The following is a 26198-nucleotide window of genomic DNA, read 5'->3' as shown; positions in this document are numbered from 1 at the left end:
GCTTTTACGGTAACTTCACCGAGAGTGGATTTCGTCAATGCATTCGAACTAATAGATCACCGGCGCCACGCTTCCAAGACGAAGATGCGATAAGAGTATGGCTCTAGGTTGCAGACCGAAGCTACTTCTCTTCAACCACTTTCTCTACCTTCGGCTCTTTGGTCGTTCTGCTTTCCATGCCGACCAAGCGCATCACAACGTAGTAAAACACCGGCGTGAAAATCAAACCAAAGAAGGTGACGCCCAGCATGCCGCTGAAGACGGCGACGCCTAGCGCGTAACGCATTTCGGCGCCGGCCCCATGTCCAAACAACAGCGGCGCTACACCCAACACAAACGCAAAGCTGGTCATCACAATCGGGCGCAAGCGGGTCGTACAGGCCTCGACCGTCGCTTCCATCAGCGGCAATCCGTCGCGTTCCATCCGATCTTTGGCAAATTCGACCACGAGAATCGCATTTTTACATGCGAGCCCCACTAATACCACAAATCCGATTTGCACAAAGATGTTCAGGTCCATCGGAGTGCCGCTCATCGTTGAGATCACCAGACCGGCGAGCGCGGCCAGCACGCACATCGGTACGACCAGGATAATGGTGAACGGCAGTTCCCAACTTTCGTACTGGGCGGCCAAGATCAGATAAACCAAGATCACAGCGCCCAGCAAAGCCGAAATCGGGTTTTGCAACACTTGTTTGAAGGAGTTGAATTGGCTCGCTTGTTCTTGCAGGAACGAGATCTCGGTCCACTCTGCTTCCATCGTCGTCGGCAGCTCTTGCTCGGCTAGTTCGTTCATCGTGCTCAAGACTTGTCCGGTACTGATGATCGGCAGGTTAATGCCGTTGATCACCGCCGCGGGGAAGCCGTTATAACGATTGATCAACACCGGCCCGGTGCTATCTTCAATGGTCGCAATGGTGCCGATCGGCACCATCTGGCCGTCGCGACCACGCACCTTCAATTGGCGAACTGATTCGGAATTGATGCGAAAGGCTGATTCTGCCTGGACGTTCACCTGCCAGGTGCGTCCGAAACGATTAAAGTCGTTGACATAAACGCCCCCCATGTAACCTTGCAGAGCACTAAAGACTTGCTCTAGCTCGACTCCCATCGTTTTGCATTTCACCCGATCGATGTCGATGTAAAGCTGCGGCGTATTCGCCCGAAAACTATTGAACGCCATCACGATGCCCGGCGTATCCAGCGCTGCGCTGGCCAGACGATCGGCCTGGGCTTGTAACACCGGCAAGCCGTTGTCACCGCGATCCTCGACCATCAATTTAAAACCGCCAGCATTGCCCAAGCCGTCGACGGCCGGTGCATTGAAGACCGAGACGCGCGCCTCTTGAATCTGACTAAATTTTTTCCGCAATTCGCCGGCAATATGCATCGCTCCGGTCGCTTCGGTACCGCGTTCGTCAAACGGTTTTAGCACCACAAATCCGCCGGCAAAGTTCGAGCTAATCGCGTTTTGAATGAACGACTGCCCTGAAACGGCCAGGATATGCCCTACCCCTTCGGTCTCCATGACGATCTTTTCTACTTCTTGGATCACCGCGTTGGTTCGTTCCAAAGAGGCGGCGTCCGGCAATTGCACGTCAAACAGCAAGTAACCTTTGTCTTGGGTCGGGATAAAACCGCCGGGGATTTTAGTAAAGCCATAGCCGGTCAACGTGATCAAGCCGACATAGACGACCAGTGCAACCACGCTGATACGAAGCAGCGACGCGATCCCCTTGCCATAGGCGGCGGTCGCCCAATCAAAGCCTTTGTTAAAGACGCCAAAGATCGCCTTCAACGTCCCATTCACCACCGGCGTCGCAAAGTACCCGAGAACTGCGCCCGGCACAAACAGCGCCGCCGTCAGCCACCATGACATGGGAGTCACTTCTCCCTCAGGCCCTTCGGGATGTCCGCCAAAGAAGAAGCTGCCGATCCAGATAGTGAGCAAGCCGCCCAAGATGACGATTCCCCACCAAGGGAGCGCTTCGCGATGGTCGGTGTGGTCTTCGCCCGGTTTGGGATCCCGGAAAATCGAGGTCGCACGCGCTGGGGTCATCGTCATCGCATTCAAGGCCGAAATCAACATCGCCGCCGCAATCGTCAAGGCAAACTGACGAAAGAACTGGCCGGTGATTCCGCCGAGAAACGCACTTGGTAAAAATACGCTGCTCAGCACCAACGTGATCGCGATGATCGGACCGGTAATTTCTTCCATCGCGTGGATCGTCGCATCGCGCACTTTGTATCCCATCGCGATCCAGCGCTCGATATTTTCGAGCACCACAATCGCATCATCCACCACAATCCCGATTGCTAACACCAGACCAAACAGCGTCAAATTGTTGAGCGTAAAACCCATCAACGCCAAAATCGCAAACGTGCCGACCAGCGACACGGCGACGTCGATCATCGGCAACATGACCGCTTTCCAGTCTTGCAGAAACAGCAACACCACAATCGCGACCAAGATGACTGCATCGCGCAGCGTCTTGAACACTTCGTTAATAGACTCTGAGATAAATGGAGTCGTGTCGTAAGCAATTTCATAAGTCAAACCCGGCGGAAAGACCGCTTTCAACTCTTTCATCCGAGCTTTGACCCGATCACCCACATCCAACGCATTGGAGCCAGGCAACTGGAACACGCCGCAACTGACCGAAGCGCGGCCGTCAATGCGGCTTTGCGTATTTTGATTTTTTGCGCCAAGCTCGACTTTGGCCACATCACGAACGCGCGTGATTTGGCCGTCCGAACCGGTCTTCACCACGATGTCGGCAAACTGCTCTGGTTCCTGCAATCGCCCCAAGGTTGTCATCGTCAGCTGCAGCTCTTGTCCCTTGGGAACCGGAGGCTGGCCGATCTGACCGGCGGCGACTTGGACGTTTTGTTCTTTCAGCGCGTTGATCACATCGCCGGCCGTCATACTGCGGGTCGCCAGCGCATCCGGGTTTAGCCAGATGCGCATGCTGTAATCTTGCTGTCCCAAAATGGTGACGTCGCCAACACCATCCAGCGCCGCCAATTGATCGCGGACTTGGATCGTCGCATAGTTGCTGATGAAAAGCTGGTCGTAGTCTGGCTTGCCGGTCTCAGGATTGTCCTCGGCGTACAAAGTCACCGCCATCAAGATGTTGGGAGACTTCTTCTTGGTCGTGACGCCGGTTGATTTGACCACGTCCGGCAACAGCGCAACGGCTTGAGACACGCGGTTTTGCACCAACACTTGGGCCATGTCGAGATTGGTCCCCAGCGCAAAAGTGACCGTCAAGGTGTAGCTGCCGTCGCTGGCCGATTGCGAAGACATATAGATCGCGTTCTCGACGCCGACCACTTGTTGTTCAATCGGCGCGGCGACCGTATCGGCCACCACTTGAGCACTTGCGCCGGGATACGAGCAAGTGACCTGAACGGTGGGTGGCGCGATTTCGGGGTACTGCGCGATCGGCAAAATCCAGACGCAGATCGTCCCCGCCATGATGATGACGATGGAGATTACCCAAGCGAAAATCGGTCGATCTATAAAGAAGCGAGCCAGCACGAGATGCTATCCTTCGTCGATGGTCAAATCAGTCGGTACAGAAGTGGTTCGTAGCCGCAATTGGTTACGACTTCGCCGGCTCTACGTTCTCTTTTTTCGGTTCGTCCGCTTTCGGTTCGTCCGCTTTCGATTCATCTGTTTTTGATGCTTCGGCGTTTGACTCTTCGGCCTCTTGGGCCACCACATCTTCTTGGGGTTGCAGCATACGCGGGTCAATCGCAGGCGGCTCTTCCATCTTGCCGTCTTGCGCTGCGACCGGTTTGCCGGGACGGACCAGCAAGAGCCCGTTGATGATGACTTTTTCGCCTGCTTCTAGGCCGCTGGTGATGACGCGGTCATTTCCATGCTTGGTGCCGAGCGTCACTTGACGGCGCTGCGCATTTCCATCCTTGTCAACGATGTAAACGTAGCGATCGCTTTGGTCGGCGCCGATCGAAGAATCAGGCACCAGCACCGCCTCGTAAGGACGCCCTGAGGCAACTTTTACGCGGACAAACATCCCCGGAGCCAGCGCATCGTCTTTGTTGTTAATTACCGCACGAATCGTAATCGTACCGGTGCCAGCGTCTAACTGATTCGAGCCAAAGTCCACCATGCCCAGCTCAGGATAGATCGAGCCGTCAGCCAATGTGATCTGAACCGGAATTTTTCGATCACGCAGCGGAATGTGTTGCCAATCATGATTGGCGACGCGACGTTCTGTAAACCGCAACAAAGCAAGTTCATCGACGTCAAAATAGATGTAGGTTGGATCGACCGAGACGATCGTCGTCAGCAAGGTCGGCAACCCGGCGCCGCCTTGCACCAAGTTGCCTGGCGTCACAAACGTCCGGTCAATTCGCCCGTCGATCGCCGCCGTGATCGTGCAATAGTCCAGGTCCACCTTGCGGGCGGCGGTTTGAGCTTCGGCCGCTGCGACGGCGGCGTCGGATTCATTCACCGCGGCGACGCTCTCGTCATACAGCTCTTGGCTGATTGCTCCGCTACCGACCAATTTATCGTTGCGGGCCAGCGTTGTTTTCGCCAGCTCATATTTTGCTTTATACAGATTGGCGTTCGCCACCGCTTGGTCGTACTGCGCTTTATAAGTGCTGGTATCAATCAAAAACAGCAGATCGCCCGCTTTGACCATGTCGCCATCTTTGAATTTGACCGACTGCATATAGCCAGAGATCTTGGCGTAGATGTCGACCGTTTGCTCGGCTTCGATGTGACCGGTGTATTCTTCAAAGTCGATCACTTGCCGCTTGATCGATTCGGCCACCGTCACCGGCGGAGGCTCTGGCTTCGGCATTTCGAAACTAGGTCCGCAGCCAACGGCCAGCAGAATTATCAGAGACGACCAGATTAGGGTGGTTGATGCCGCGGGTCTCATCTTCGTCCTTCAGGTGGTGTAACTCTTTGCTCTCTTCGACCGCCCGAGCCCCGAGCGAACATCTACGCATTATTGCCGACAGCCCCTGCTTACTAACAGCAGCACCCGGCTGAAAATTAGGGAACGAATCTGCATGGTATCATCTTCGGACCCAATAGCCGTCAATCTTTGCGCAAGCGGAATCTCTTCACGAAAATCACTCGCTGCCGTAGCGAATATAACGACAAACAGCGTTACAAGCCTAATTTATATAAGTGATTACCACTTCATCGGTCGCCAGAGCATCGGCGAATAGCTGTTGCAGCTTCGGAAAGACCTCCAACAGCCCGGCGACTTCGTCCAAGGTCCAGCCTCCGGGATGCGGCTCGGGATAGATACCTGCCTCGTTGAACGCTGCGTCCGAAAATCGTTCGCGTAGATCCTCGCTTGTCAGCGGCTGCAGCGCGGCGGAAATCTGCACGATCTCCGCACGATTAAATCGGCGTGCTGGTCCATACGAGGCGGTTAACTGTGTCGGCTCGCCACCCATCACCACCAGAAAGAGCGGATCGTCCGGATCTCCCCCAGGCTCCAGAGACGCATCCCCCGTCAGCAAAAAGTGAAGCGCGTGCCAATCTTTCTCTAAATCGACGCGCGTGGGATCTTCTTGCGCGCGAGCAAACGCGGCTAGGATTTCTGGTCCATGCAGCGCGATTGCCTCGGGATCGCTCATCATTTGGGTCATCGCCTCCATGTCGATCCCCGGCATGCTGCAGAGATAGGCGATCCCCTGCTCTGGATCTTGCTCCAACTCGGCCAGCTGCTCGGCCGATAGTCGACGGTAGGTGCAGGACATTCCCATGCGTGCAATCCTATTGGAAAAGAAGTGTTCGCCCCCCGCTACGCTGGCCAAAACAGTAGTAGCGTCGTCCGACGAATCTAAGGGATCAGGCGGCGAATGTCACGCAGATTCTCGAAAGCGTGCTTGCGCCATGCGTTCGAGATGTCGATCCACCTGATTACAATTCGAAGAGCGGCTCGTGGGACTTCCGTCTGCTTCCCTGCCGCTGGTCAAGCTTTATGTAGCGTTCACCGCCGCAGGCAATATCCAGATTGTCGTGGCCTTTCGCCCAGGTAGCCTCCTTTGAATCATTGCTCGCTGGGGGGCTTCGTCCCCGTGTTGTTGTTTCTGATTGCCGCCAACTTCGCTGCGGCGACTCGCGCCCAAGATGCGATCGCCCCTGTGCGGCCGACCTTGCGCGTCATGACTTATAACATCCACCATGGCCGCGGCGGTGATGACAAAGTCGATCTAGCGCGGATCGCAGCGGTCATCAACGCCGTGCAGCCAGATCTGGTTGCGCTGCAAGAGGTCGACAGCAACGTCCGCCGCAGCGGCGAAGTTGATCAAACGGCTCAACTGGCCAAACTGACCGGCATGCAGGGGCACTTCTTCAAGCAGATCGACTACGACGGAGGCGAGTATGGTCAGGCAATCCTGGCGAAAACTCCCCTCCTCTCCCCCGAGATCCATTGGTTGCCAGGCAATCCCCCGCGAGAACAACGCATCGTCGGTCGCGCGAAAGTAAAGATTGACGGCATGACCCTCTGGATTGCGACCACCCATTTGCACCATGCCGACGCAGCGATTCGCGAGAGCCAAGTGCGGGCGTTAAATCGACTGGCGGTGGCCAGCGAAATGCCGATGCTGCTGGCCGGCGACTTCAACGCCACGCCTGATTCGGCGGCAATCCAACTGCTGCAAAAGCGTTGGTCTCTAGCGACAAGCGACCAGCAACTGCTCACCTTTCCGGCCGCGAAGCCCGAGCGACAAATTGATTATGTCGTCTCTCATCCGCATGGCGCATTTCGCTGTTCTGCGGTTTCGGTAGCAGCCGAAGCGGTTGCGTCGGACCATGCTCCGCTGCTGGCAACATTCTCAATTGAGTTGGAATTGTCCGAAAAATAATTCCAACTGCGCAATAGGGAGAATCTAAACTGCGCGTAATGGATAAACATGCGGCAATTACCCAATTTTAAAGCAGCGGAAATAGCATCACTAAAAGCATCTATAGGCAATATTCAGGGACTTATTCGCACCTAAACCCCCGGCCGGGGAGATAATCTGAGTAGGCTCACAAAAAATCTCCTAAAAAATCCTGGTCTCGATTTTTCCGGAGATAGAATCGCATTCATCCCGTTTGCCAGCGATGACGAAAGTCCGCCGGCAGCATCCATGCGAAATTTTTCGAGCCCTCTTTCTCATCTATTCTCTACGAGGCCAAACCATGAAATGCTCTATCCGTCGCACCGGATTTACGCTCGTCGAGCTGCTGGTGGTGATCGCCATCATCGGCGTGTTGATCGCGTTGTTGCTCCCGGCTGTGCAACAAGCTCGTGAAGCGGCTCGCCGTATGCAGTGCACCAACAATCTGAAGCAATTTGGCTTAGCCGCGCACAATTTTGAAAGCACGTTCAAAGCCTTCCCGCCGCTGCGACATTCCAAAGCTTTCAAAACAAGCACGGCTGTTCAAATTCGTTCGTCGGAGGCCCCGGTTCAGGTTTTTCTGATGCCGTTCTTCGAGCAGGGCAATTCCTACGACCTGTTTAATTTAGATTACAACATCCATAGTGACGTAGCGATTCATGCCAACGTTACATCTGGCATCTCCAGCGCCAACGCCAGGGCGCGTGTCGCTCAAGTCCCGTTTATGCTCTGCCCCTCAGATCCCTCGGACAATAATTACTACGGAGCCGGACGTCTAAGTTACCACGCTTGTGTCGGCGGCACCAACATGTATGGCGGAACCTCGATTGACGGCATTTTCGCGAAACCACAAGCGACGACCGAAGCTCAAGTGATGAAGGGCCCGCGGATGGCCGAGATCACGGACGGGCTCAGCAATACGGCCCTCTTCTCCGAAGTAATGCGCGGCACCAAACAACATAATGGTTACGGTCAATACGACAATACAACCGTGATGCTTTCTTCCTCCGCATACTCAGGCGCTCAACAAACCGATGGACGAAACTTGCCAGAATGCCTGCCCGGTGGATACGACTCGGTTGGTACCGTGATTCGCTATGTAGGACATCAGTACTACCGATGTCTGCCGCAGATGGTTACCTACTCTCACACATTGCCGGTCAACTGGAACAATAAAGTCTCGGATCCCTCGCGTCAGCGCTACAATTGCGGCAATACCGGCTTTGTCGCGACCCACATGGCCGCGTCGAGTCTACATCCCGGCGGCGCCAATTTTTGTCGAGCGGACGGTTCCGTCGGCTTCGCTACTGATACGACCGATTTCCTGATTTGGCAAGCGATCGGCAGCCGAGCTGCCGGTGAAGTTGCAGTTGCTAACTAATCAAACTCTCAAACAATCATCGGTTCGTATCCTTGCTGCTGCGAACCCAAGGTTGCAAATCACGTACTCTAATTCAGATCTCAGGTTGAATCTCATGCGCGTTTTAAAACGGTTTTCTTCGTACGTTTGCCTTCTCTTGCTTGTAGTCTCGCTGCTCGGGTGCGGCGCAACTGATTCGGCAACACAAGACGAAGCAACCGAGCCTGGGATGCCTGGAGTTCGGGCCGGATTGAATGGCCTCGCAGAAATGCTGCGGGCATTTAAGATTGACGGGAAAACTCCTCCTCGCGCGATGTCGGATTTCGCTCCCTATGCGCCTGCTTTTCCCGATGCCGAGGTCCTGCTGCAAAACGGCACCGTCGTCTACATGTACGGCGCCCAAGTAGACCCTACTTCAACTGAGGAAAAGCTGGTTGCAATGCAGGCCGGCGCCGAAGAAAACGGCGGCCTCGTGTTGATCACTACCGGTGAGGTCAAATACCTCGAAGCGGCGGAAGTCGCAGCGATGCCGCCTGCCGGAAAGAAAAGCAAATAGTAAAAACTGTCGTGCTTCGTTGCACTTAAGGGGACGCACTTGCGTCCCCTTTTTTATGCGCTAAGCCCTCCCGTGCTCTGGCTCCTCCTTGCGGCTGAGTCCTTCCAGGATTGCATCGATCACCTCCTGCGAATGCAGGCCCGGCAGTAATTCTTGCAACTTGCCGTTCAGATAAATAGCCAAGCTGGGGACCGTCGTGATCCCTACGCTTTGGCAAAATTCGTGATGGCCAGCATTATCGACATCGCACGACATAAAACTGACTGTCGGCTCCCACTTCGCGCGGACAACTTGAAGCACTTGATCCATCGGCTTGTCGACTCCATTCCCCGCCGCCCAAAAGTGAACCACCACCAACTTGCGTTCCGCTAAAAAAACTTCCCGGCCTTCGATCGGTAGCGGAGGCATCGTCGGAAATTGACTTTCTGGCGACACCTTTTTGTGGCGTCCCGCCATGCGGTGGAGCGTTTTTAACTTGTCTTTTGCTTGGTGATCGTCCGAGATCTCCAGCGGATCCGATTGGGGTTGATTCCACTTTTCTCGAATCGCCTGCTTCCGCTTGCGACGTGCATCACGATCGCCGATGACAAAGGCGACAATGCTCATGACCATCATCGAGAGAACGCCGGTCGCCAAATCAAGCCACAAGTTTTGCAGCAAGAAGTGCACGAAAAAGCAGGTCATGTAGCCAGCGGCGAACATCCCGAGAAAATTCGGCCAAAGTTCTCGGTACGATGACGGCGTCGGGGAAGCATCGGACATCGGCGCCGCTCCTTGGTTCATTTTGAGTAAATCGCTCTTTGCCGCCGCTTTCCAGCGCAGCGAACAAGCCAGCGGTACAGGGAACAAAACTAGCGACCAGAGCGCCACGCATTGAAGCAGCTTCACCATAGATTCTACAAACGCCGCAAATCAAGTTTCCGCTTCCCCTCCTAAGCGATCATTGGGTTTCGCGTTCAGCCAATAGCGATCGGCCGCTGCTTCCATTTGTTGCGGGCCTCGATAGCGGGTTTCGGTCCGCTGGCCGCTCCAGCGATTAGCCGGATCTTGGACTCCCAGTTCACAAAACCAGGCGATTCCATACTTTTGCGCCACCGCGATCGCGACCCCTGTTTGATAGCGAGCGTCGGGATAGATCGGCACGTTCAGCTCATGAAGCGACCATTGGGCGGCGTCCAACCGATAAGCTCCCCAATCGGTTTTAACCAAAAACGGCTGTAACTGTTCAGGCAGCGCTTCGGCGGCGGCGGCGTCAATGTAGAGATCGGCCCGCGAAACGTGCGATGCGTACAAAGCCCAACCTGGCCACGCATCACAATAACCCAGCGGCTCAAGCAGCGGAAACAGCAGGACAAACACAGATGCAACCATCCCAACTAGGCGCCACTTAGCCGGCGGAACTGCGACCGGCTCTCCAGCATCTGCTGTGGCAGCCAAAGGCCAAAACAAGAGCGGGGCTTGAAGCAAAAAACAAAGGTTCCACAGCAGCACACCGGGCCAATGATTTAGCCCCAGCGGACCAACCACCAACAACAGCGCCGTATGCATTGTGATCGCGACGATCACGCCGGCCTTCCGCGTGGGGGGAATCACCAACAACAGGCCAGCAATTAACTCACCCAGCGGAAAGAGTAACGTCACCGCTTGCCGCGCTGATTCGCCCAGCGCTTGCTTCGCGCCAAACCACCCTAGCAGCACATCCAAGAATGTTTGCCCCAGCTCGGTCGTAAACGGAACGTTGAACTTAGAAACAGCCGAGTAGAGATAGATACTGATCACGATCATTCGCAACAGCCGCAGCGCCAGTTTCGCTTCGCAAGTCGCTAACACGATCGCCGTAAAGATCAACTGATACGCCCAAGGTTGAAAGCGATGTTGATCCAGCAAACAACTGGCCGCAATACAAGCGGCGACCGACCAGCCAGGCAGCGCCGCGCCCGTTTGTGGCCACAACAGCCAAGCCAACAGCGAACCAGCAATACCGATCGCCGATGCGTAGTCGATCATTGCCGGAGCCTGCGTGAGCGCCGCCAGCGCAGGAACCTGCGGAAAATCGGCCTGCGGCAACCATAACTTGTACGAGGAGCCAACCAGCAACAAACCGACTAGCGCCAACAGTCGCCGGTAGAGATTCAGCCGTAGTTCCGCCTGCTGATCGGTTGGCGACTCGCTCACGTTGACGGTTCTCCGAAAAAGAGAATCCGGCAGCCGATCATCCGTTTGCGGAGCGACTTGACCGTATCTGCGGTAACTTGCGTTCCACTAAGGGTCAGCAACTTCAGTGATTTGTGAACGACCAGGCGTTCGACGCCTGCGTCGGTGACCGCCGTTCCACTGAGATCCAGTTCTTCCAGCTTGTGCGCATTGTCCAGCATCGGCAGCTGTTCGTCGGCAATCGCTGGGCCACATGCAGAGCAATCGATTGTATGCAACCGGCCACTTTTCCGCAGGCGCAGCTTGGCGCCCCGTTGGCGGAGCGCGTCAATTAGTTCTGGAGGATCAGCTTCAGGCATGGGCGTTGTAACTATCTTAAAAGTAGGTCTGGTTGTATCGTAGTTCGTTTCACCGCCGCTGAACATGGAACCGCCATGGCTGATCGAGACTGGAAAGTGCTGCACCTGGACGAGCACCTGATCGTGCTCAACAAGCCAAGCGGTTTGCTCTCGGTACCGGGACGCGGGGCTGACAAATACGATTCGCTGGCGGTCCAAGTCGCCGCTGATTTTCCCGGCGCGCTAAATGTTCATCGACTTGATCGTGACACCAGCGGCGTCATCGTCATGGCCCGCGATCGTGACACCCACCGCGAGCTCAGTCGGCAGTTTGAACAGCGGGAAACTGGGAAACGCTACAGTGCGATCGTCGCCGGCGTCCTCTCACAGGATGCGGGCCAGATCGAACTGCCGTTGCGGAAGGACTTCGATCATCCCCCGCGACACATGGTCGACCTGCTGCAAGGGAAACCAGCGCAAACTGACTGGAAAGTGGAATCGCGGTACGAAGCTACAACGCGGCTCTGGTTGATCCCTCAAACCGGCCGCAGTCATCAACTGCGAGTTCACCTGCAAGCGATCGGCCATCCCATCTTGGGCGACCCGCTGTATGCGACCAAGGAGGCACAAGCTGCGGCCAATCGGCTAATGCTGCACGCTTTGGAGCTGGAGATTACGCATCCGAGCACCCGAGAACGGATGCTATTTTTGGCCCCCTCCCCGTTCTAGCCTCCCCTTCGATCAGGATTTGGGTGAATCTCGAAATCGGTCGGGGGATAACTTGTTGATCCCTTGTCGGCAGGCGGTCGATGGTCTGTTGATAATGTCGCCAACGAGAAACTCGGCTGTTTGCAGAGATCGTGAGGAACATCGCTTTTCGATATTGGTTCAACGGTACTTCCGATCGCTAAGGGGCGAATCTCAAGATCCGCTTGGGGATAATTGGTTGATACTGGGTCGATTGGATGTTGACGGCGCTTGAAGAGAAAGCGTGAAGCTTGGCCATAGGAATTGGTTCAAAAACCGGCCCGGTCTTTGAAAGTTGAGCATTTTGGCGGAGTGATTCGCCTGGGATCATTAATTTTCGAGGAACTCGATTCGATGCTTGGAGATCTGTGCTGGCCCCCCCTCTACTTCCCGACGCCGATGTAAGGGGCCATTTTGGTGGTAATTGCGGTCGAATCGTGTCGTTTGCGATGCAGGCCGCAAAAAAGTTGCTTTTTATCCCTAAATTCCCTATCTTCGCGCCAATTGACACGCCGATTCGGCAGCACGTAAAATGGTGCGTTTCTCCCTGGGCGCGAAAGATCGACAGGGAGAATCACTCTATTTCTTGTTCGCGGCTCGCGCCGCAGTAGGAGACCTCGTTGGAAGAAGCGATCCAAAAAGCAGATGTCCTGATCGAAGCGCTCGGCTGGATTCGTCGGTTTCGTGACAAGATCACGGTCATCAAACTCGGCGGTAGCGTCATGGAAAATCCTGACGCCCTGCGGCACGTACTGATCGACATCGTCTTTATGGAAACCGTCGGCATGTGGCCGGTTGTTGTGCACGGCGGGGGCGCAGCGATTAGCCGCGCGATGGCCGAAGCGATGATCGAACCGCGGTTCATCTTGGGTCGCCGCTATACCGACGACGCGACGCTAAAGATCGTCGAAGAAGTTCTCTCAGGTGAAATCAACGAAGACATCGCTCGCAAGGTCGAAGAGATCGGCGGCCGCGCGATGAATCTCAACTTCAAGACAACCAACGTGCTGTTTGGCGAGAAGATGACCCTAGAGGGTCCTGATGGCGAGGCGCTTGATCTAGGGCACGTCGGCACGGTGACCCGAGTTGATCGGACCACGATCGAAAACCTGTGCTACGCCGGCCAAGTGCCGATCATTCCCTCGATGGCGATTGATGAAGCGACCGGGCAAAAGCTAAACGTCAACGCTGACACCGCCGCCAACGCCGTCGCCGAAGCGCTGGGCGCCGAGAAGCTGGTCTTCCTCAGCGATGTCAACGGCGTCCGCACCGACAAAGATGACTCCTCGACTTTGGTCAATTCGCTCAATGCGGAGAAGGCCCGCGCCATGATGGCCGATGGCCGCATCGCCAGCGGCATGATCCCCAAGGTCGAAGCTTGCTTAGAAACCCTCAACCGGGGCGTGAAGAAGATTCACATTATTGACGGCCGATTGCGTCATTCGCTGCTGCTGGAAATTTACACCAATATGGGCGTCGGGACCGAAATCGTCCACTAAAGCCTGCTACGCGCGAACTTCCTGGTTTGCGGTCTGTCCCTCTGCTTTCCCATTTTTATCCGTGCCTGGAGGCCAGATTGATGTCGACCACGCAAGTCGGTCAGCTTAGCTCTGCCGAGACCGCCGAGCTATTCAAGCAATACGTCGTACCCAACTACGGGCGATACCCGGTCAGTCTGGTCCGCGGTGAAAGTTCCCGCGTTTGGGACGCAGAAGGGAAAGAATATCTCGACTTCTTCCCCGGTTGGGGCTGCAATCTATTGGGACATTGTCCTGATACGATCGTCGCCGCCGTGCAAGAACAGATTGCGACGCTGATCCACGTTCCCAACAGTTGGCTGATCGAGGCCCAAGGCCAATGGGCCAAGCTGTTATCCGAGCGCAGCTTTGGCGGTCAGGCCTTTTTCTGTAACAGCGGAACCGAAGCGAACGAAGCGGCCATTAAGCTGGCGCGACTGCACACGCCGCCGCAGCGCTACAAGATCATTACCTTTCAAGGTGGTTTTCATGGTCGCACGTTTGGCGCGACTTCGGCGACTGCCCAGCCCAAGTATCATGAAGGAATCGGTCCTCTACTGGCCGGTTTCTCCTACGCTCCGTTTGGCGATCTCGAAGCGGTCAAACAGCTGATCGACGATCAAACGGCGGCGATCATGGTCGAGCCGATCCAAGGCGAAGGCGGCGTTCGCATTCCGCCGGAAGGTTTCCTCGCTGGACTCCGCAAGCTGGCCGACGAGCACGAGCTGTTGTTGATCTTTGACGAAGTCCAAACCGGCTGCGGACGCACCGGACATTGGTTTGGCTATCAGCACTTTGGGGTGACGCCTGACATTTTGACGTTAGCGAAAAGCTTGTGCGGCGGTGTCGCTGGTGGCGCCCTGCTGACCACCAAAGAGATCGCACCTAGCCTGCGACCCGGCATGCACGCAGCAACCTTCGGCGGCAATCCGATTGCGGCGCGGGCAGGAATCGCTGCGATCGAAATGATCGAGCGCGACAACCTGCTAGAAAACGTCGCCGTGCTAAGCGAGATCTTCCGCCAGCGGATGTTGGCCCTTAAAGCCGAGTGCGATCTGGTGCAGGATGTCCGCGTGATCGGCATGATGATCGGCGTCGAACTGGCGATCGAAGGCGCCGCAGCGGTCAAAGGCTGCTTAGAAAAAGGCCTGCTGATTAACTGCACGCAAGGCAACGTCATACGATTGCTGCCGGCGATGAATCTAACTCCTGAAGAAGTTCATCAGGGGTGCGATATTTTGGTCGACGTCATCAAAAACATGGCGCCTGCCAGCTAACTGAATTTCCCTTCCAGGTCGCCGCGGTTCCCTTCTCCACCGCGGCGATTTGCTTTTCTTATCTCCGAGATTGGCCAACAAATTTTGGCTGTTCCGATTCGAAGCGAGTACTGCTATGCGAAACCTGGTATCCCTATTTGATCTCTCGACTGCCGAAATGGAGTCGATCTTTTCGATCGCCGCCGACCTCAAAGCGAAGCACGCCCAAGGTGTCCGCGAGCCGCTGTTGCAAGGCAAGGTCATGGGCTTGCTGTTCGAGAAGCAGTCGTTGCGAACGCGCGTTAGCTTTGAGACCGGCATGGCGCAGCTAGGCGGATCGAGCCTATTTTTGGGCGAAGATGTCGGCTGGGGAAAACGGGAAACGCCGCGTGATTTTGGCCGCGTGATCAGTCAGTATCTGGACGTAATCGTCTGTCGCGCCAAGTCGCACGAAAAAGTGCTGGAGCTGGCCGAGCATTGCACCTGCTCAATCATCAACGGGCTGACCGACTTGTTTCATCCTTGTCAGGCGTTGGCCGACTTGATGACGGTCCAAGAAAGCTTCGGCAAGCTAAAAGGTTTGAAAATCGCTTACGTCGGCGACGGCAACAACGTTAGCCGCAGCCTGGCTTTGGCCTGTGCCAAGATGGGCGCCGAGTTCGCAATCGCTTCGCCGAAAGGTTACGAGCTGGATCAGCCGTTTCTGGTTCGCGTGGATCAAGCATGTCCTGACGCCGTGATCCAACAGACCAACGATCCGTTTGAAGCGGTTGAAGGCGCTGTCGCCGTCTATACCGACGTCTGGGCCAGCATGGGTCAGGAAGCGGAACAAGCGAAACGCGAAGTTGATTTCGCCGATTTCCAGGTCAACAAAAAGCTGATGGACGCCGCCGCGAAGGGTGCGATCTTCCTTCACTGTTTGCCTGCCAAGCGAGGGCAAGAGGTGACCGACGAAGTGATGGACTGTGCGACATCCAAGATCGTCGAACAAGCCGGCAACCGCATGCACGCCCAAAAAGGGGTGCTGGTGTGGCTGAACAATCAAAACAACTAGCGGGTGCCATTGCCACGGCCTTGCGTGGCAATGATTGTGCGTGAAATGAACGTTTGGCGTTCTATTACTAACAAGACCCTGCCTACGTAAATTCCGGAAGCGACCGTAACAGGTTGGATGCCGCATTCATGGCCACGCAAGGCCGTGGCCATGGCGCCCTGCTGCAAAATAACTCGATTTACTTCACTTGAAAGCGACTATGGCCCGCCACGACGGACGAAAAGCGAACGAGCTGCGCGAACTGAAAATCAAACGCCGCTTTACCAAGAATGCGGCCGGCAGCGTGTTGATTCAAACTGGCGCGACGACCGTCTTGTGCACCGCCAGCGTCGAATCGAGCGTTCCGCCGTGGCTGAAAGGAAGCGGCAAAGGCTGGATTACCGCCGAGTACAACATGCTGCCCGGCAGCACGCCAACCCGCAAAGCGCGCAAGGTCGACGGCCGCACCACCGAGATCCAGCGCTTGATCGGCCGCAGCCTACGTGCTGTTGCTGACCTGGAAGCGCTCGGCGAACAGATGATCACCGTCGACTGCGACGTATTGGATGCCGACGGAGGCACACGCACCGCCAGCATCACCGGCGCGTTTATCGCGTTGGTCGACGCGCTGCAAACGATCCAATTGCCGATCCCCGGCAAGTTCCCGCTGACCGATAGCGTCGCCGCCGTCAGTGTCGGCTTGGTCAAAGGCGCCGGAGCGCTCGACCTCGACTACATTGAAGATGTCGACGCCGACGTCGACATGAACGTGGTCATGACCGGCAGCGGCAAGTTTGTCGAAGTCCAAGGAGCCGGCGAAGAAGCGACCTTCACCGAAGAAGAGCTGATGAAGCTGATCCAGCTGGGTAAGCATGGGGTGAAAGTGCTGACTGAGGCCCAGGCGAAGGCGCTGGGGAAGAAGTGGATTTGGTAGAAACCAATTAGAAGTTGAATCCAAAGCGGAACAAGAATAAGAAAAGCCGACTTGATCTTAGATGACCAAGCCGGGTGGTTGTATCGCCAAGTCGTGGGATTCTTCTTGTCCTACATGTCCAAGTTCCGCACATAAATCGCACGCTTCTCAATAAACTCATACCGCGATTCAACGATGTCTCCCAATAGCACGCGGAACATGTCGTCGTCTGGGATAGAGCAAGCTAACACTTCAACCCTCCTCCCATCTCTCCGATCTTCTCCAAGCAGAAGGGCTAAAAACGCGGGTATTCTTGCGATTTAAGATTGCGCCGAATTCGGCAGCGTCGAAATCAGACGGCGGATTTCCAAGTCCCCGCGCCTCACAATGTCGCAAGACTTCTTCGGCGGTAAGGCCATCGTCATGCCGGCTTGTTGAAAATCGATCATCCTGGCGAAACTGCCTATCGTACATTTGACCGTACCTTCCGCCGAGACGACTACCAATTGCATTATTCGCAAGGTCAAAAAGAACTAGACTGAGCAAAATAGTGTTCTGATGTCGTGTTTCAACTAATGTACCTAACAATTCCCGAAGGTACTTTCCGAGTATACTTTGGGGCAGCAAATAAAACAAACCGCCGATCTCTACGGCGGCTTCGTCTGTAGCGCCTTCCACTGCGACTTCTTCACCCGCAATAATGATTCCGCTTCGAAGCGCGAGCGCTGTGTTCTTCGTCGCGACTGAACCAAATAGTCCTTCCTGCTGCTCTGGGTCACGAATTGAGTAGTCTGAAAGCGCTTCTCTTATGTCTTCGTGGATCAGACAGTGCCAACGACTAATGCCGTCCCGTTTCTTGCTCCAACGTAGGTCGGCACGGCGATGTTTCCGATCAATCCTGATCGTATCTACTTCCCAATCCAGGAGTGCATGATTGTCTAGGCTATTACCTCGTACGACAGTACACAGCACAAGGTCTGTTGGTAGTGCAAGACTCTCAACTCTTAGAGCTTCTATAACTCCGGAAAGTGATGCGCCACTCTCAACTTCACGAATCAAATCTTCAGCTGATTCGAAGAATGCTCCATCCACAGTCCAAAACCGATCTTGCTTCGATAGCTCTGCGGCAGACATGGCAGTACGTTTACGATCTTTCTCGACAATGAACACCGGCAAATTCCGGGCGCTATTAAGCAGAATCTCCTCCTCGACTAATGTTCTGCGCGAATATCCGACCAGCGTCGCAAGAAGAATTCGCGCCTCACGTACTGCCCATGTCAATGAAAACGAACGTTCGTGTGTTAATTTCGTCAGTTCGTCCTTCACATGCTCGCAATAAATTGAATAGACGGATTCAAGCATCCGTTCCAATTGCGGCGTGTTTTCTAGTCCAGATCTTGCGACATTCGTTTTTGGTGCGTCTTTTCCTGTCGCATTTGCAATACTGAGAATTCCTCGCTCACGGTAACCAGGTGGCGCAAAATCAACACGAATTCCTTCAATGCAAGTACCTATTAAGGGTTCAGATCGATCTACTCGCCTAGCACGACGCCAAGCGTATGAATCTGAAATAAGAAAAGACCAATCTTGAAAAAATTCAGACCATTCAACGGCAAACGCCATCGTCACGTTGCCGATCGTGTTCTCAATTACCCGTACACTACGCGTACTTGGAGTGCCGTCAGATGTGTCATCGACTAACACCTCAAAATCGCGAAGTACATCCACCAGAGCATTCTTCGGAGAATCGTAGCCGACTTTTACACTTTCGCGATCGTCAATTTGGACGGTAACGTTGCAGCCTGGGATGACTATCCACTTGCGTGCTTGAGCCAATATGTCGGACTTCGGGGTGCTCGGTCGAAGAGTGATACGAATGATAGTTCCATGAGGAGCGACTTCGGCTGCCAATGGGTGGGACTCTTTGTTGAGAAGCTGAATCAAATACTTCCCGTGTACTGAACGTAGTGTCAACTTCCGGACGTCCGGTTCATCAGGATGGCATGTGATCACCTCAACTTCATCGGCGATCATGAATGCTGAGAGGATGCCGATACCAAATCGACTGATTGACGAGAAGTCCGGAAACTCGCGGTTGAATTCCTGACTCTTGTAGCGTGACGCTCCAACTTTAAGAAAATTGTCTTCAATGATTCGTTGCGTCATGCCTGTGCCATTGTCGCGCACTTCCAGTCGTCGGAGAGTAGAATCCCAATGAATTGCAACCTTCCCCTTACTTGGCGCGTCTGTGTTCTTCGCATCAATTACTGACCGGACTCTAACCGCGTCAAGAGAATTCTGCACTAACTCGCGAAGAACGACGCTTGTGTCGTTGTAAAGCGTGTGGCCTGTTAGTAGGTCAAGGATGCGAGCGTTGTCGAGCGTAAACTCAAAAGATTGTTTAAGAAACCCTTCCGTTTTTACATGGCTATCGTCAATTCGTCGCCACGGAATGAGGTGCATAGAGCCCGCGACCCTTGCAGCCTTTTGAAGCCAGTCGAAGTTCTGCTTCAACTGATCTCCGACGTATGATAGGTAGGATGTCAATCCAAAAAAGCCGTTCGGTTTTTCGAAGAACGCGTGAATTTCAATTGTGTCACGCGACGCGTCGGGCGCTAGATTCCCATCTTCATCAATCGCGACTTTTGATCGGACTGATTTGACAGCCATTTGCTTAGCCCATTCGTCTTGGCTAAGCGGATCGCTCGGATTAATTAGTCGAAAGGCAATGGCGGGCGTGCGATCACGAGTAATGTGCAAAAGGTCTGACGTTCGAAGAAGGACAGCAGCGAATTGAAGATTCGCCGTTTCCTCCTTGCTGTTGCCGTATGGCCGGGATGTGGAGTATTTCTCCAAATCATCCAAATCGTCGAGATGGTGGCTTTCGCATACAAATCCGAGGTCCTGGCGAAACTGCGCATCCAACGAAACCAATAAAGTGTTAATTTCGTTGACTACCGGTCCAGCGACACCCAGAGAATCGTGCGCCTTTCCCGATATCCATTGGCGAATTCGTTCACCATGCTTTGCGCGTACAAAGTCTTGATATAGAAATCTCTCCGCTTTATCGTGTTCAAGTTCATTCACTTTCGCCTTATAGTCAGTTCCTGCGGCGTCTGCGAATAGTATTCGGTCACGGTATTCTGCAAACCCAGAGCGGTTGCGGTTCTCGAATTCATCGCGAGTCACTAACATTCCCATGTCATGGAAATAGATTGCCAAGACAAGTAGCAACCAATCTGCCGGACTCATTACAGCTTTCGTTTCTGACGGTATCAGCCAGTCGAGAGCCTTGAGCATCTCGTTAATATGCGAAATATCGTGACGGGTATAGGCATCAAAGATCCCTTCGCCCCCAATCTGCTTTAATATCTCCGCTACATTTCGCTTGATGTGAAGTAGTTTTAGCCCACTAAACGCAGGGAGCTCCTCGGCTTTGATTGCTTCCTTTTCTGCGTATGTGTCAAGTGACTCCATAGCGTCGAATCCTTACAATAAATGGAAAATTCTGCATTCCTGTCCCTTATCAACTGCCTCAATTATCACGGCAGTCTGTTCCTTGTTCAACTCCCGACTGCGTTCGTAGCTCTTGCCGATCTGCGTGAAGTGATTCTTGATCACCTCCTCGGTCGTGGTCACATGAAGGCATGTTGGGCGGTTCCCCCATTTCAGTATGATTCACGGTTCCTTATCTCTATACGTGAGTCGTATAGAGGAAAATAGGATTCTTGTAAAACCGAGTCTGGGTGATGGGATTTGAGCCTGTCCATAATCAATTCAATTTTCGGATTGTGCGTCCCGTTATGCTCGACCACCAAACAAATGAGGCGGAACAAACAGTTCCGCCTCATTGAATATCTTCATTAGTTGTTAGTTTTCAGACTTGAATCTACACGTCCAAATTCCGCACATCCAGCGCGTGTTTCTCAATAAACTCGCGCCGCGGTTCGACCTTGTCGCCCATCAAGATGCGGAACATGTCGTCGGCCGCGCTCAGGTCTTCCATCGTTACCTTGAGCAGCGTGCGGTTGGCCGGGTCGAGGGTTGTTTCGCGGAGTTCCTCCGCGTTCATTTCGCCCAGACCTTTAAACCGGGTGATCTGCTGGCCCTTTTCGCCGAACCCGCGAACCGCGCTGACCAGACCGCGGAGGTCTTCGATACCGGTTTCTGAGTCTCCGCGACGCAGCTTGTAGCGCGAATCTTGCAGACCCGTTCGCTCTTGCGGGATCAGTGATTGGATGTTGAAGCCCATGCCGTTCAGTTCGTCCAACTGAATGTTGATCGTGCGGACTTCATGTAGTTCGGTGATGTGCGGAACTTCGGCCGGGATCGCTTCTTCTTTTGCGGTCGACTCCTCTGACGCTTCATCCCCTTCAGCGGCAGAACCATCCACGGGCGCTTCGGCCGGCACGTCGGATTGGCTTTCGGTGACCAACCCTTTGGCGATCAGGTATTCATCTAACTCTTTACGAGTGACGAACCATTCTTCGGTGATGCCGAAGACCAGGTGAAACACCGGTAGCTTGGCGGTGACCGGATCTTGGCGAACGGCGTGAATCTTGAGCGAGATGCCGCGGCGTTCGAGGGCGATGATCGCTTCTTCCAGTGCGGCCAAGGAACGGCAAAGACGTTCCATCTCGTCGCCGATGATTTCACGCCCTGTTTCATCGACGAAGGATGCGTCTTGCAAACCGTTCTCTAACAGCTGCGTCTTCATCTCTTCTTCGGTTTGGATGTAGGTGATCTTCTTCTTGCGGGTCACGCGGAAGAGCGGCGGCTGCGCGACATAAACGTGACCGCCGGAGACCAGCGAGTACATCTGGCGATAGAAGAAGGCCAGCAGCAGCGTCCGAATGTGCGATCCGTCGACGTCGGCATCGGTCATGATGATGACCTTATTATACCGACGTTTGTGGATGTCTTGTTCTTCGCCGATCCCAGCGCCGATCGCTTGAATCATGCTTTGCACTTCTTCGTTGGCCAGCACTTTGTCTTCGCGCGACTTGTAGGCGTTGATGATCTTACCTCGCAGCGGCAAGATCGCCTGAAACTCACGCAAGCGTCCTCCTTCGGCCGAACCACCGGCCGAATCCCCTTCGACCAGGTAAAGTTCGCAGATTTCCATGTCGCGGCTGATGCAATCGCGAAGCTTGCCGGGAAGCCCGCCGCCGCCGAGCGCATTCTTGCGGCTCCGCATCATTTCGCGGGCTTTGCGCGCCGCTTCACGCGCCTGGCTGGCCAAGATCGCTTTGCGAATGATCAGCTTGCCAATTTTTGGATGTTCTTCGAGATACTTGCCGAGAAAGTCGCCGACCGCCGAGTTGACAATTCCTTCGACTTCGCTGTTGCCAAGCTTGGTTTTGGTTTGCCCTTCAAACTGCGGATTGGGAACGCGAAGCGAAATCACGCAGGTTAAACCTTCGCGAAAGTCGTCGCCGGCCAGGGCTAGGTCTTTCAGCAGGTTCTCTTTTTTGGCGTAGTTATTCAGCGTGCGGGTCATCGCGGTTTTGAAACCGCTGACGTGCGTTCCTCCTTCGTGCGTGTTGATATTGTTCACGAACGAATGGAGGTTTTCGGTGTACTCTTCTGAGTATTGCAGCGCGATGTCGAAGCCGACCCCTTCCGAAATCCCTTCAAGCGAAATCACCTCGGTATGCAGTGCCGTCGAAGCGCGATTAAGAAACTCGACATACTCGACGATGCCGCGTTCGTATTGAAATTCGCCCCCCTCATTGCTGCGTTCATCTTTGAAGATGATCTTTACGCCGCGATTTAAAAACGCAAGTTCTTGTAGGCGTTTGTAGAGCGTGTCGTAGTTGAATTTGCTGACGTTAAAGATCTGGCTGTCTGGCTTGAAGCTGGTTTTGGTGCCCCGCTTTTTGGTCGCGCCACCTTTACGGATCGGACCTTGAGGAACGCCGCGCTGGTACTCTTGCTGCCAGATCGAGCCGTCGCGATGGACTTCGACTTCGCACCATTCCGACAAAAAGTTAACCACCGTCACGCCGACGCCGTGCAGACCGCCAGAGGTTTGGTAGGCCCCTTTGGAGAACTTGCCGCCGAACTTTAGGACCGTCATCACCCCTTCGAGGGTCGAGACGTCGCGGCCCACTTGCTCGGTCAGTTGCGGGTGAATTTCAACCGGAATTCCACGGCCGTCATCTTCCACCGTGACCGAGTTGTCGTTGTGGATCGTGACGGTGATCGCGGTGGCGAACTCGGCCATCGCTTCGTCGATCGAGTTGTCGACAACTTCGTAAACCAGGTGATGAAACCCGCGAGAGCCGCGATCACCGATGTACATACTCGGGCGTTCGCGCACATGCTCAAGATCGGACAAGTGCTCGAGGTCGCCGGCGCCATATTCCGAATTGGCTTTGGCCATTTCGGTTTGCTTGGCGGCTTCTTTGTTTTCGGGTTCAGAGTCAGGTAGCGGTTGAGTCGATTCGTCAGTCATGGAAAGTCTAATCGTTTCTACTAGAGAACGTCCTTGTTCAGTAAGGAAGTATGTCCGCAGCGCCGAATGCGTCACAAACTGCGACGCGTGCGCTGATTAATCGATGCGGCCGACCTTGATACGAATCTCCTCGATTCGACGGTCCGGCAGCGCGAGTTGCAGTTGTTTTAGGATGTCACGTTTTTGAAAGCTGATCGCTTGCGAGATCGCTGAGTTCTCGACCCAGACCTCCAGCTTACCGCGATTGATATTGCCGGCACGACTATGCGCGGCGAACTCTTCACCGGCCGCTTTGCTCCACGCTTCTTGCAAAGCATCGGCCGATTGCACCTGAGCGTAACCGCTACGAGCCATTAGCCCGGCGACTAGATCACCCATCCCTTGCGGTCCGCGTGCGCCGGTTCGATTATCATGTCGTGGTTTCATGTGTCTCTTTCAGATCGGTCATCAGACCAACCAGGTTGCGTCCTAGCGATCACGAGCCAACGGCATGACAACGTAGTCATAGTTGTCGTCGGTCGAGAAGAGAGCGGCACTGTCGGCGTCCTGCAGGTTCAGCGTGAACTGCCGTTCGCCATCCAGCACTTTGTAAAAGTCGGCGACGTAGCGATGATCCATGGTGATTTCGACCGGTTCGCCGTCATAGGCGATCGGAAATTCGACCTGCGATTGCCCGACTTCAGCGGTTGTACTCGAAAGATTGGCGATGCCGCCCCCAAAGGTAAAGTCGATGCCGCGACTTTCGTCTGACGCGACAATCGCCGCTTGCCGCAGCGCGGCGAAGGCTGGACCGACCGTCAGTTCGATCGCTTTGGCGTCGCGTTTCTCGGGCAACACGTCGCGCCATTTCGGGAAACGACCTTCAACCAGGCGAGCGTAAATTGTCGCCGGGCCGATCTTGACTAGCACGTCGTTAGAGCGAGCTGCAATCTGCACGGTCGCTTCTAAGTTGGTCAGCGCCCGCTCGATCAATTGCATCGCTCGAGCCGGCACAATCGTCATCGCGTCACTCGAGCCGCCGTGCCCTTCGATCGCGACGGCAGGTCCGCTCATCTTCGAGAGTCGACGTCCATCGGTTGCGACGGCGGTCAGTTGATCGGCTTCCATTTCCAGCAAGATCCCCCCCAACGCATAGCGGCCGCTTTCGCTATCGGCGGCAAACAACGTGCGGCGAATCAGTTCTTTCAGCGTGCGGGCCGAGAGTTCGTGGTACTTGGTTTCGGTGAAGGAATGAACGGCCGGAAACTCTTCGGGGTTTTCGGTCGACAGGGTGAACTTGCTCCGCTCGCCCTGGACGATGGTTCCCCCTTCTTCGCGGGTGATTCGCAGCTTCCCATCACTCACTTCCCGCAAGATCGACCCAAACCGTTGCACAGGCAAGACAATGCTGCCGGGCGATTCGACTTCGACTCCAGAAACCTCAATTCGAACGCCGACTTCCATATCGGTGGCCATCATGATGGCGCCGCTTTCGGTTGCGTCGAGTTTGATGTTTTGCAGAATTGGCTTCGGACTACGCGAAGGCGCAACGGCGGCTGCGGTTTGAAAAGCTTGCTGGAACTGTTCACGGTCAAATGTGATTTTCATTGGCTCGCCGTCTCTCTTCTGTAATATCTTTTTAAATGTAAGCAGTAGTAGTAAGGCGAAGCCCGCGGCCGTCGATACTCTTGGTCCGACCGCACTTTCGACTCGTAAATCTCCGAGTCCGATCGCTTTACTACCCAGTGGATAAGTAGGCGCAAAAACGTTTTTTTCGCGGCGCTAGCGTGTCTGTAAACGTCGTGATTGCAACGATGATCTTTCGCATGTCGCTAGCGACCCAATCTATCGACATGATGCGCCGCGTGCGCGCCAGGTTTTCCCCATCGCAATTTCGAGGTTCGTGATTCATGAAGTCTGCCGTTGGATGAGTCGTTCAAGTTCGTCCAAGGCTGTCTGGGTCGCCGCTTCACGTTTGCGTCGTTTTTCTAACTTTTGAATTGAATGCATGATCGTTGTGTGATCGCGTCCGCCAAAATGTTTGCCGATCGCTGCAAAGCTGGACTTAGTCAGCTTACGCGCGAGATAGATCCCTGCATCGCGAGCCGCAACAATCGATTGCCGCCGCGAGGGACCGCGCAGATCGGTGATTTTTACTTGATAATAGCGTGCCGCTGCGGACGAGATCGACTGCAAAGTCGGCGTTCGCCCGGTTAGCTTGGCTGAGATAAACCGGCGCGCCGCCAACGAATCAATCCGACGCATTTTGCCCAACTGCGGCGTCGAGCCGAATTCGCGAGCAAACAGCTCTAGCAGCATCCCCTGCAACTCTGGCAAATTGCTGGTGAAGGCTTCGGCCAGTAGCTTCGCAGCGGCGGCAGTCATATCCACTTGATGCTGCAGCGCAAAATGGAGGGCCAACGCTTGGCGTGTCGCGACACTCGGAGGTTCGACCGGAACCAGCAAACCCGATGTCAGCCGGCTGACCAAACGGCGTGAGAGCGAGAAATTTTCGAGCGGGTTTCCGACGCAGGTCGCCAACACCAAACGATGGCTGGCGATCAGCTCATCCAGCCGCAACACAAGCTGTTCTTGCGCCGAGGGAAAATTTGCTAATTCATGAATATTGTCAATTAGCAGCGCATCGACCGCTTGCCACATCGACATGTAATCGACAGTTTCTCCACGACGTGCGGCCGAACTGATCACGCGGGAAAAGTCTGCGCCCGTTGTAGTTACGACCTGAGAATCGGGGTGCGACTGTTTCCAGCGCGCCAGCAAACCGGTCGCTAAATGGCTTTTGCCGGTTGCCGTCGGACCGTAGAAAACGACCGGATTCCAAGGGGGGTGGGGACGATCGAGCGCTTCGACGGCGGTTTGGACCAGACGATTTTCGGGGCCACCCAGAAAACGACGCACCGCTCCCGCAGGCGTCGTCTCTGCGGACGAGCCATCTTGCGCACTAGGCGCCCAGGGTAAACCGATGGCGAAAACGTCCGTATTCAC

Annotated in this window: 19 protein-coding genes; 8 read left to right on the top strand and 11 right to left on the bottom strand. The window is 54.7% G+C overall.

Going from position 1 to position 26198, the window contains the following annotated elements; translation table 11 throughout:
• Positions 1-121: 121 nt before the first annotated feature.
• The 3 genes from SH421x_RS00095 to SH421x_RS00085 form a co-directional block, all read right to left on the bottom strand.
• Positions 122-3541: an efflux RND transporter permease subunit gene (locus SH421x_RS00095; protein ID WP_488853253.1), complete on the bottom strand. Its 3420-nt coding sequence runs from the start codon at positions 3539-3541 to the stop codon at positions 122-124.
• Between the two features lie 64 nt (positions 3542-3605).
• Positions 3606-4835: an efflux RND transporter periplasmic adaptor subunit gene (locus SH421x_RS00090; protein WP_488853252.1), complete on the bottom strand. Its 1230-nt coding sequence runs from the start codon at positions 4833-4835 to the stop codon at positions 3606-3608.
• Between the two features lie 322 nt (positions 4836-5157).
• Entirely contained in the window at positions 5158-5757 is a 600-nt protein-coding gene (locus SH421x_RS00085) for a YfbM family protein (RefSeq protein ID WP_488853251.1), read from the bottom strand.
• A gap of 282 nt (positions 5758-6039) precedes the next feature.
• Here SH421x_RS00085 and SH421x_RS00080 point away from each other — a divergent pair, with 282 nt between their 5' ends.
• From SH421x_RS00080 to SH421x_RS00070, 3 genes are all read left to right on the top strand, one after another.
• A complete protein-coding gene (locus SH421x_RS00080; protein WP_488853249.1) occupies positions 6040-6864 on the top strand; it encodes an endonuclease/exonuclease/phosphatase family protein in 825 nt (274 codons plus the stop codon).
• Between the two features lie 319 nt (positions 6865-7183).
• Positions 7184-8263 carry a DUF1559 family PulG-like putative transporter gene (locus tag SH421x_RS00075; RefSeq protein WP_488853248.1) on the top strand — a complete coding sequence of 360 codons (1080 nt, stop codon included), beginning with the start codon at positions 7184-7186 and terminating at the stop codon, positions 8261-8263.
• Positions 8241-8798 carry a hypothetical protein gene (locus SH421x_RS00070; protein ID WP_488856514.1) on the top strand — a complete coding sequence of 186 codons (558 nt, stop codon included), beginning with the start codon at positions 8241-8243 and terminating at the stop codon, positions 8796-8798. The genes SH421x_RS00075 and SH421x_RS00070 overlap by 23 nt, the downstream gene beginning before the upstream one ends.
• A 60-nt stretch (positions 8799-8858) precedes the next feature.
• On the opposite strand, the gene SH421x_RS00065 is transcribed toward SH421x_RS00070, so the two are convergent.
• The 3 genes from SH421x_RS00065 to SH421x_RS00055 all read right to left on the bottom strand — a co-directional run bounded on the left by SH421x_RS00065 (position 8859) and on the right by SH421x_RS00055 (position 11311).
• Positions 8859-9560 carry a thioredoxin family protein gene (locus tag SH421x_RS00065; protein ID WP_488853247.1) on the bottom strand — a complete coding sequence of 234 codons (702 nt, stop codon included), beginning with the start codon at positions 9558-9560 and terminating at the stop codon, positions 8859-8861.
• A 150-nt stretch (positions 9561-9710) separates the two neighbouring features.
• On the bottom strand, positions 9711-10973 hold the full coding sequence (locus SH421x_RS00060) for a hypothetical protein (protein WP_488853246.1): 1263 nt from the start codon (positions 10971-10973) through the stop codon (positions 9711-9713).
• Positions 10970-11311: a hypothetical protein gene (locus SH421x_RS00055; protein ID WP_488853245.1), complete on the bottom strand. Its 342-nt coding sequence runs from the start codon at positions 11309-11311 to the stop codon at positions 10970-10972. Before SH421x_RS00055 ends, SH421x_RS00060 begins: the two co-directional genes overlap by 4 nt.
• Here SH421x_RS00055 and SH421x_RS00050 point away from each other — a divergent pair.
• From SH421x_RS00050 to rph, 5 genes are all read left to right on the top strand, one after another.
• Positions 11297-12019 carry an RluA family pseudouridine synthase gene (locus tag SH421x_RS00050; RefSeq protein ID WP_488856500.1) on the top strand — a complete coding sequence of 241 codons (723 nt, stop codon included), beginning with the start codon at positions 11297-11299 and terminating at the stop codon, positions 12017-12019. The two genes, SH421x_RS00055 and SH421x_RS00050, sit on opposite strands and share 15 nt — an antisense overlap.
• Before the next feature lie 638 nt (positions 12020-12657).
• Entirely contained in the window at positions 12658-13536 is an 879-nt protein-coding gene (argB, locus tag SH421x_RS00045; RefSeq protein WP_488853244.1) for an acetylglutamate kinase, read from the top strand.
• Positions 13537-13616: 80 nt separating this feature from the next.
• Positions 13617-14831: an aspartate aminotransferase family protein gene (locus SH421x_RS00040; protein WP_488853243.1), complete on the top strand. Its 1215-nt coding sequence runs from the start codon at positions 13617-13619 to the stop codon at positions 14829-14831.
• A gap of 115 nt (positions 14832-14946) precedes the next feature.
• On the top strand, positions 14947-15864 hold the full coding sequence (gene argF, locus SH421x_RS00035) for an ornithine carbamoyltransferase (protein WP_488853241.1): 918 nt from the start codon (positions 14947-14949) through the stop codon (positions 15862-15864).
• A gap of 199 nt (positions 15865-16063) precedes the next feature.
• The gene (gene rph, locus SH421x_RS00030; RefSeq protein ID WP_488853239.1) at positions 16064-16777 is read left to right on the top strand and encodes a ribonuclease PH; all 714 of its coding nucleotides are present in this window, start codon (positions 16064-16066) and stop codon (positions 16775-16777) included.
• 231 nt (positions 16778-17008) lie between these two features.
• On the opposite strand, the gene SH421x_RS00025 is transcribed toward rph, so the two are convergent.
• The 5 genes from SH421x_RS00025 to SH421x_RS00005 form a co-directional block, all read right to left on the bottom strand.
• The gene (locus tag SH421x_RS00025; RefSeq protein WP_488853237.1) at positions 17009-20233 is read right to left on the bottom strand and encodes an HD domain-containing protein; all 3225 of its coding nucleotides are present in this window, start codon (positions 20231-20233) and stop codon (positions 17009-17011) included.
• A gap of 412 nt (positions 20234-20645) precedes the next feature.
• Positions 20646-23213: a DNA gyrase subunit B gene (locus tag SH421x_RS00020; RefSeq protein WP_488853235.1), complete on the bottom strand. Its 2568-nt coding sequence runs from the start codon at positions 23211-23213 to the stop codon at positions 20646-20648.
• A gap of 96 nt (positions 23214-23309) precedes the next feature.
• Positions 23310-23639 carry a DciA family protein gene (locus SH421x_RS00015; protein WP_488853233.1) on the bottom strand — a complete coding sequence of 110 codons (330 nt, stop codon included), beginning with the start codon at positions 23637-23639 and terminating at the stop codon, positions 23310-23312.
• A gap of 42 nt (positions 23640-23681) precedes the next feature.
• Positions 23682-24800: a DNA polymerase III subunit beta gene (gene dnaN / locus SH421x_RS00010; protein ID WP_488853232.1), complete on the bottom strand. Its 1119-nt coding sequence runs from the start codon at positions 24798-24800 to the stop codon at positions 23682-23684.
• A gap of 300 nt (positions 24801-25100) precedes the next feature.
• On the bottom strand, positions 25101-26198 hold the full coding sequence (locus SH421x_RS00005) for a helix-turn-helix domain-containing protein (protein WP_488853231.1): 1098 nt from the start codon (positions 26196-26198) through the stop codon (positions 25101-25103).

The organism is Blastopirellula sp. SH421 (assembly GCF_057808535.1).
This window is presented reverse-complemented; position numbering and strand designations above follow the sequence as displayed.

Coding starts and splice junctions, on each gene's coding strand:
- SH421x_RS00090 (WP_488853252.1), bottom strand. CDS start 4,835: ATGCCGAAGCCAGAGCCTCCGCCGGTGACGGTGGCCGAATCGATCAAG.
- SH421x_RS00085 (WP_488853251.1), bottom strand. CDS start 5,757: ATGGGAATGTCCTGCACCTACCGTCGACTATCGGCCGAGCAGCTGGCC.
- SH421x_RS00075 (WP_488853248.1), top strand. CDS start 7,184: ATGAAATGCTCTATCCGTCGCACCGGATTTACGCTCGTCGAGCTGCTG.
- SH421x_RS00065 (WP_488853247.1), bottom strand. CDS start 9,560: ATGTCCGATGCTTCCCCGACGCCGTCATCGTACCGAGAACTTTGGCCG.
- SH421x_RS00055 (WP_488853245.1), bottom strand. CDS start 11,311: ATGCCTGAAGCTGATCCTCCAGAACTAATTGACGCGCTCCGCCAACGG.
- SH421x_RS00040 (WP_488853243.1), top strand. CDS start 13,617: ATGTCGACCACGCAAGTCGGTCAGCTTAGCTCTGCCGAGACCGCCGAG.
- argF (WP_488853241.1), top strand. CDS start 14,947: ATGCGAAACCTGGTATCCCTATTTGATCTCTCGACTGCCGAAATGGAG.
- rph (WP_488853239.1), top strand. CDS start 16,064: ATGGCCCGCCACGACGGACGAAAAGCGAACGAGCTGCGCGAACTGAAA.
- SH421x_RS00025 (WP_488853237.1), bottom strand. CDS start 20,233: ATGGAGTCACTTGACACATACGCAGAAAAGGAAGCAATCAAAGCCGAG.
- SH421x_RS00020 (WP_488853235.1), bottom strand. CDS start 23,213: ATGACTGACGAATCGACTCAACCGCTACCTGACTCTGAACCCGAAAAC.
- SH421x_RS00015 (WP_488853233.1), bottom strand. CDS start 23,639: ATGAAACCACGACATGATAATCGAACCGGCGCACGCGGACCGCAAGGG.
- dnaN (WP_488853232.1), bottom strand. CDS start 24,800: ATGAAAATCACATTTGACCGTGAACAGTTCCAGCAAGCTTTTCAAACC.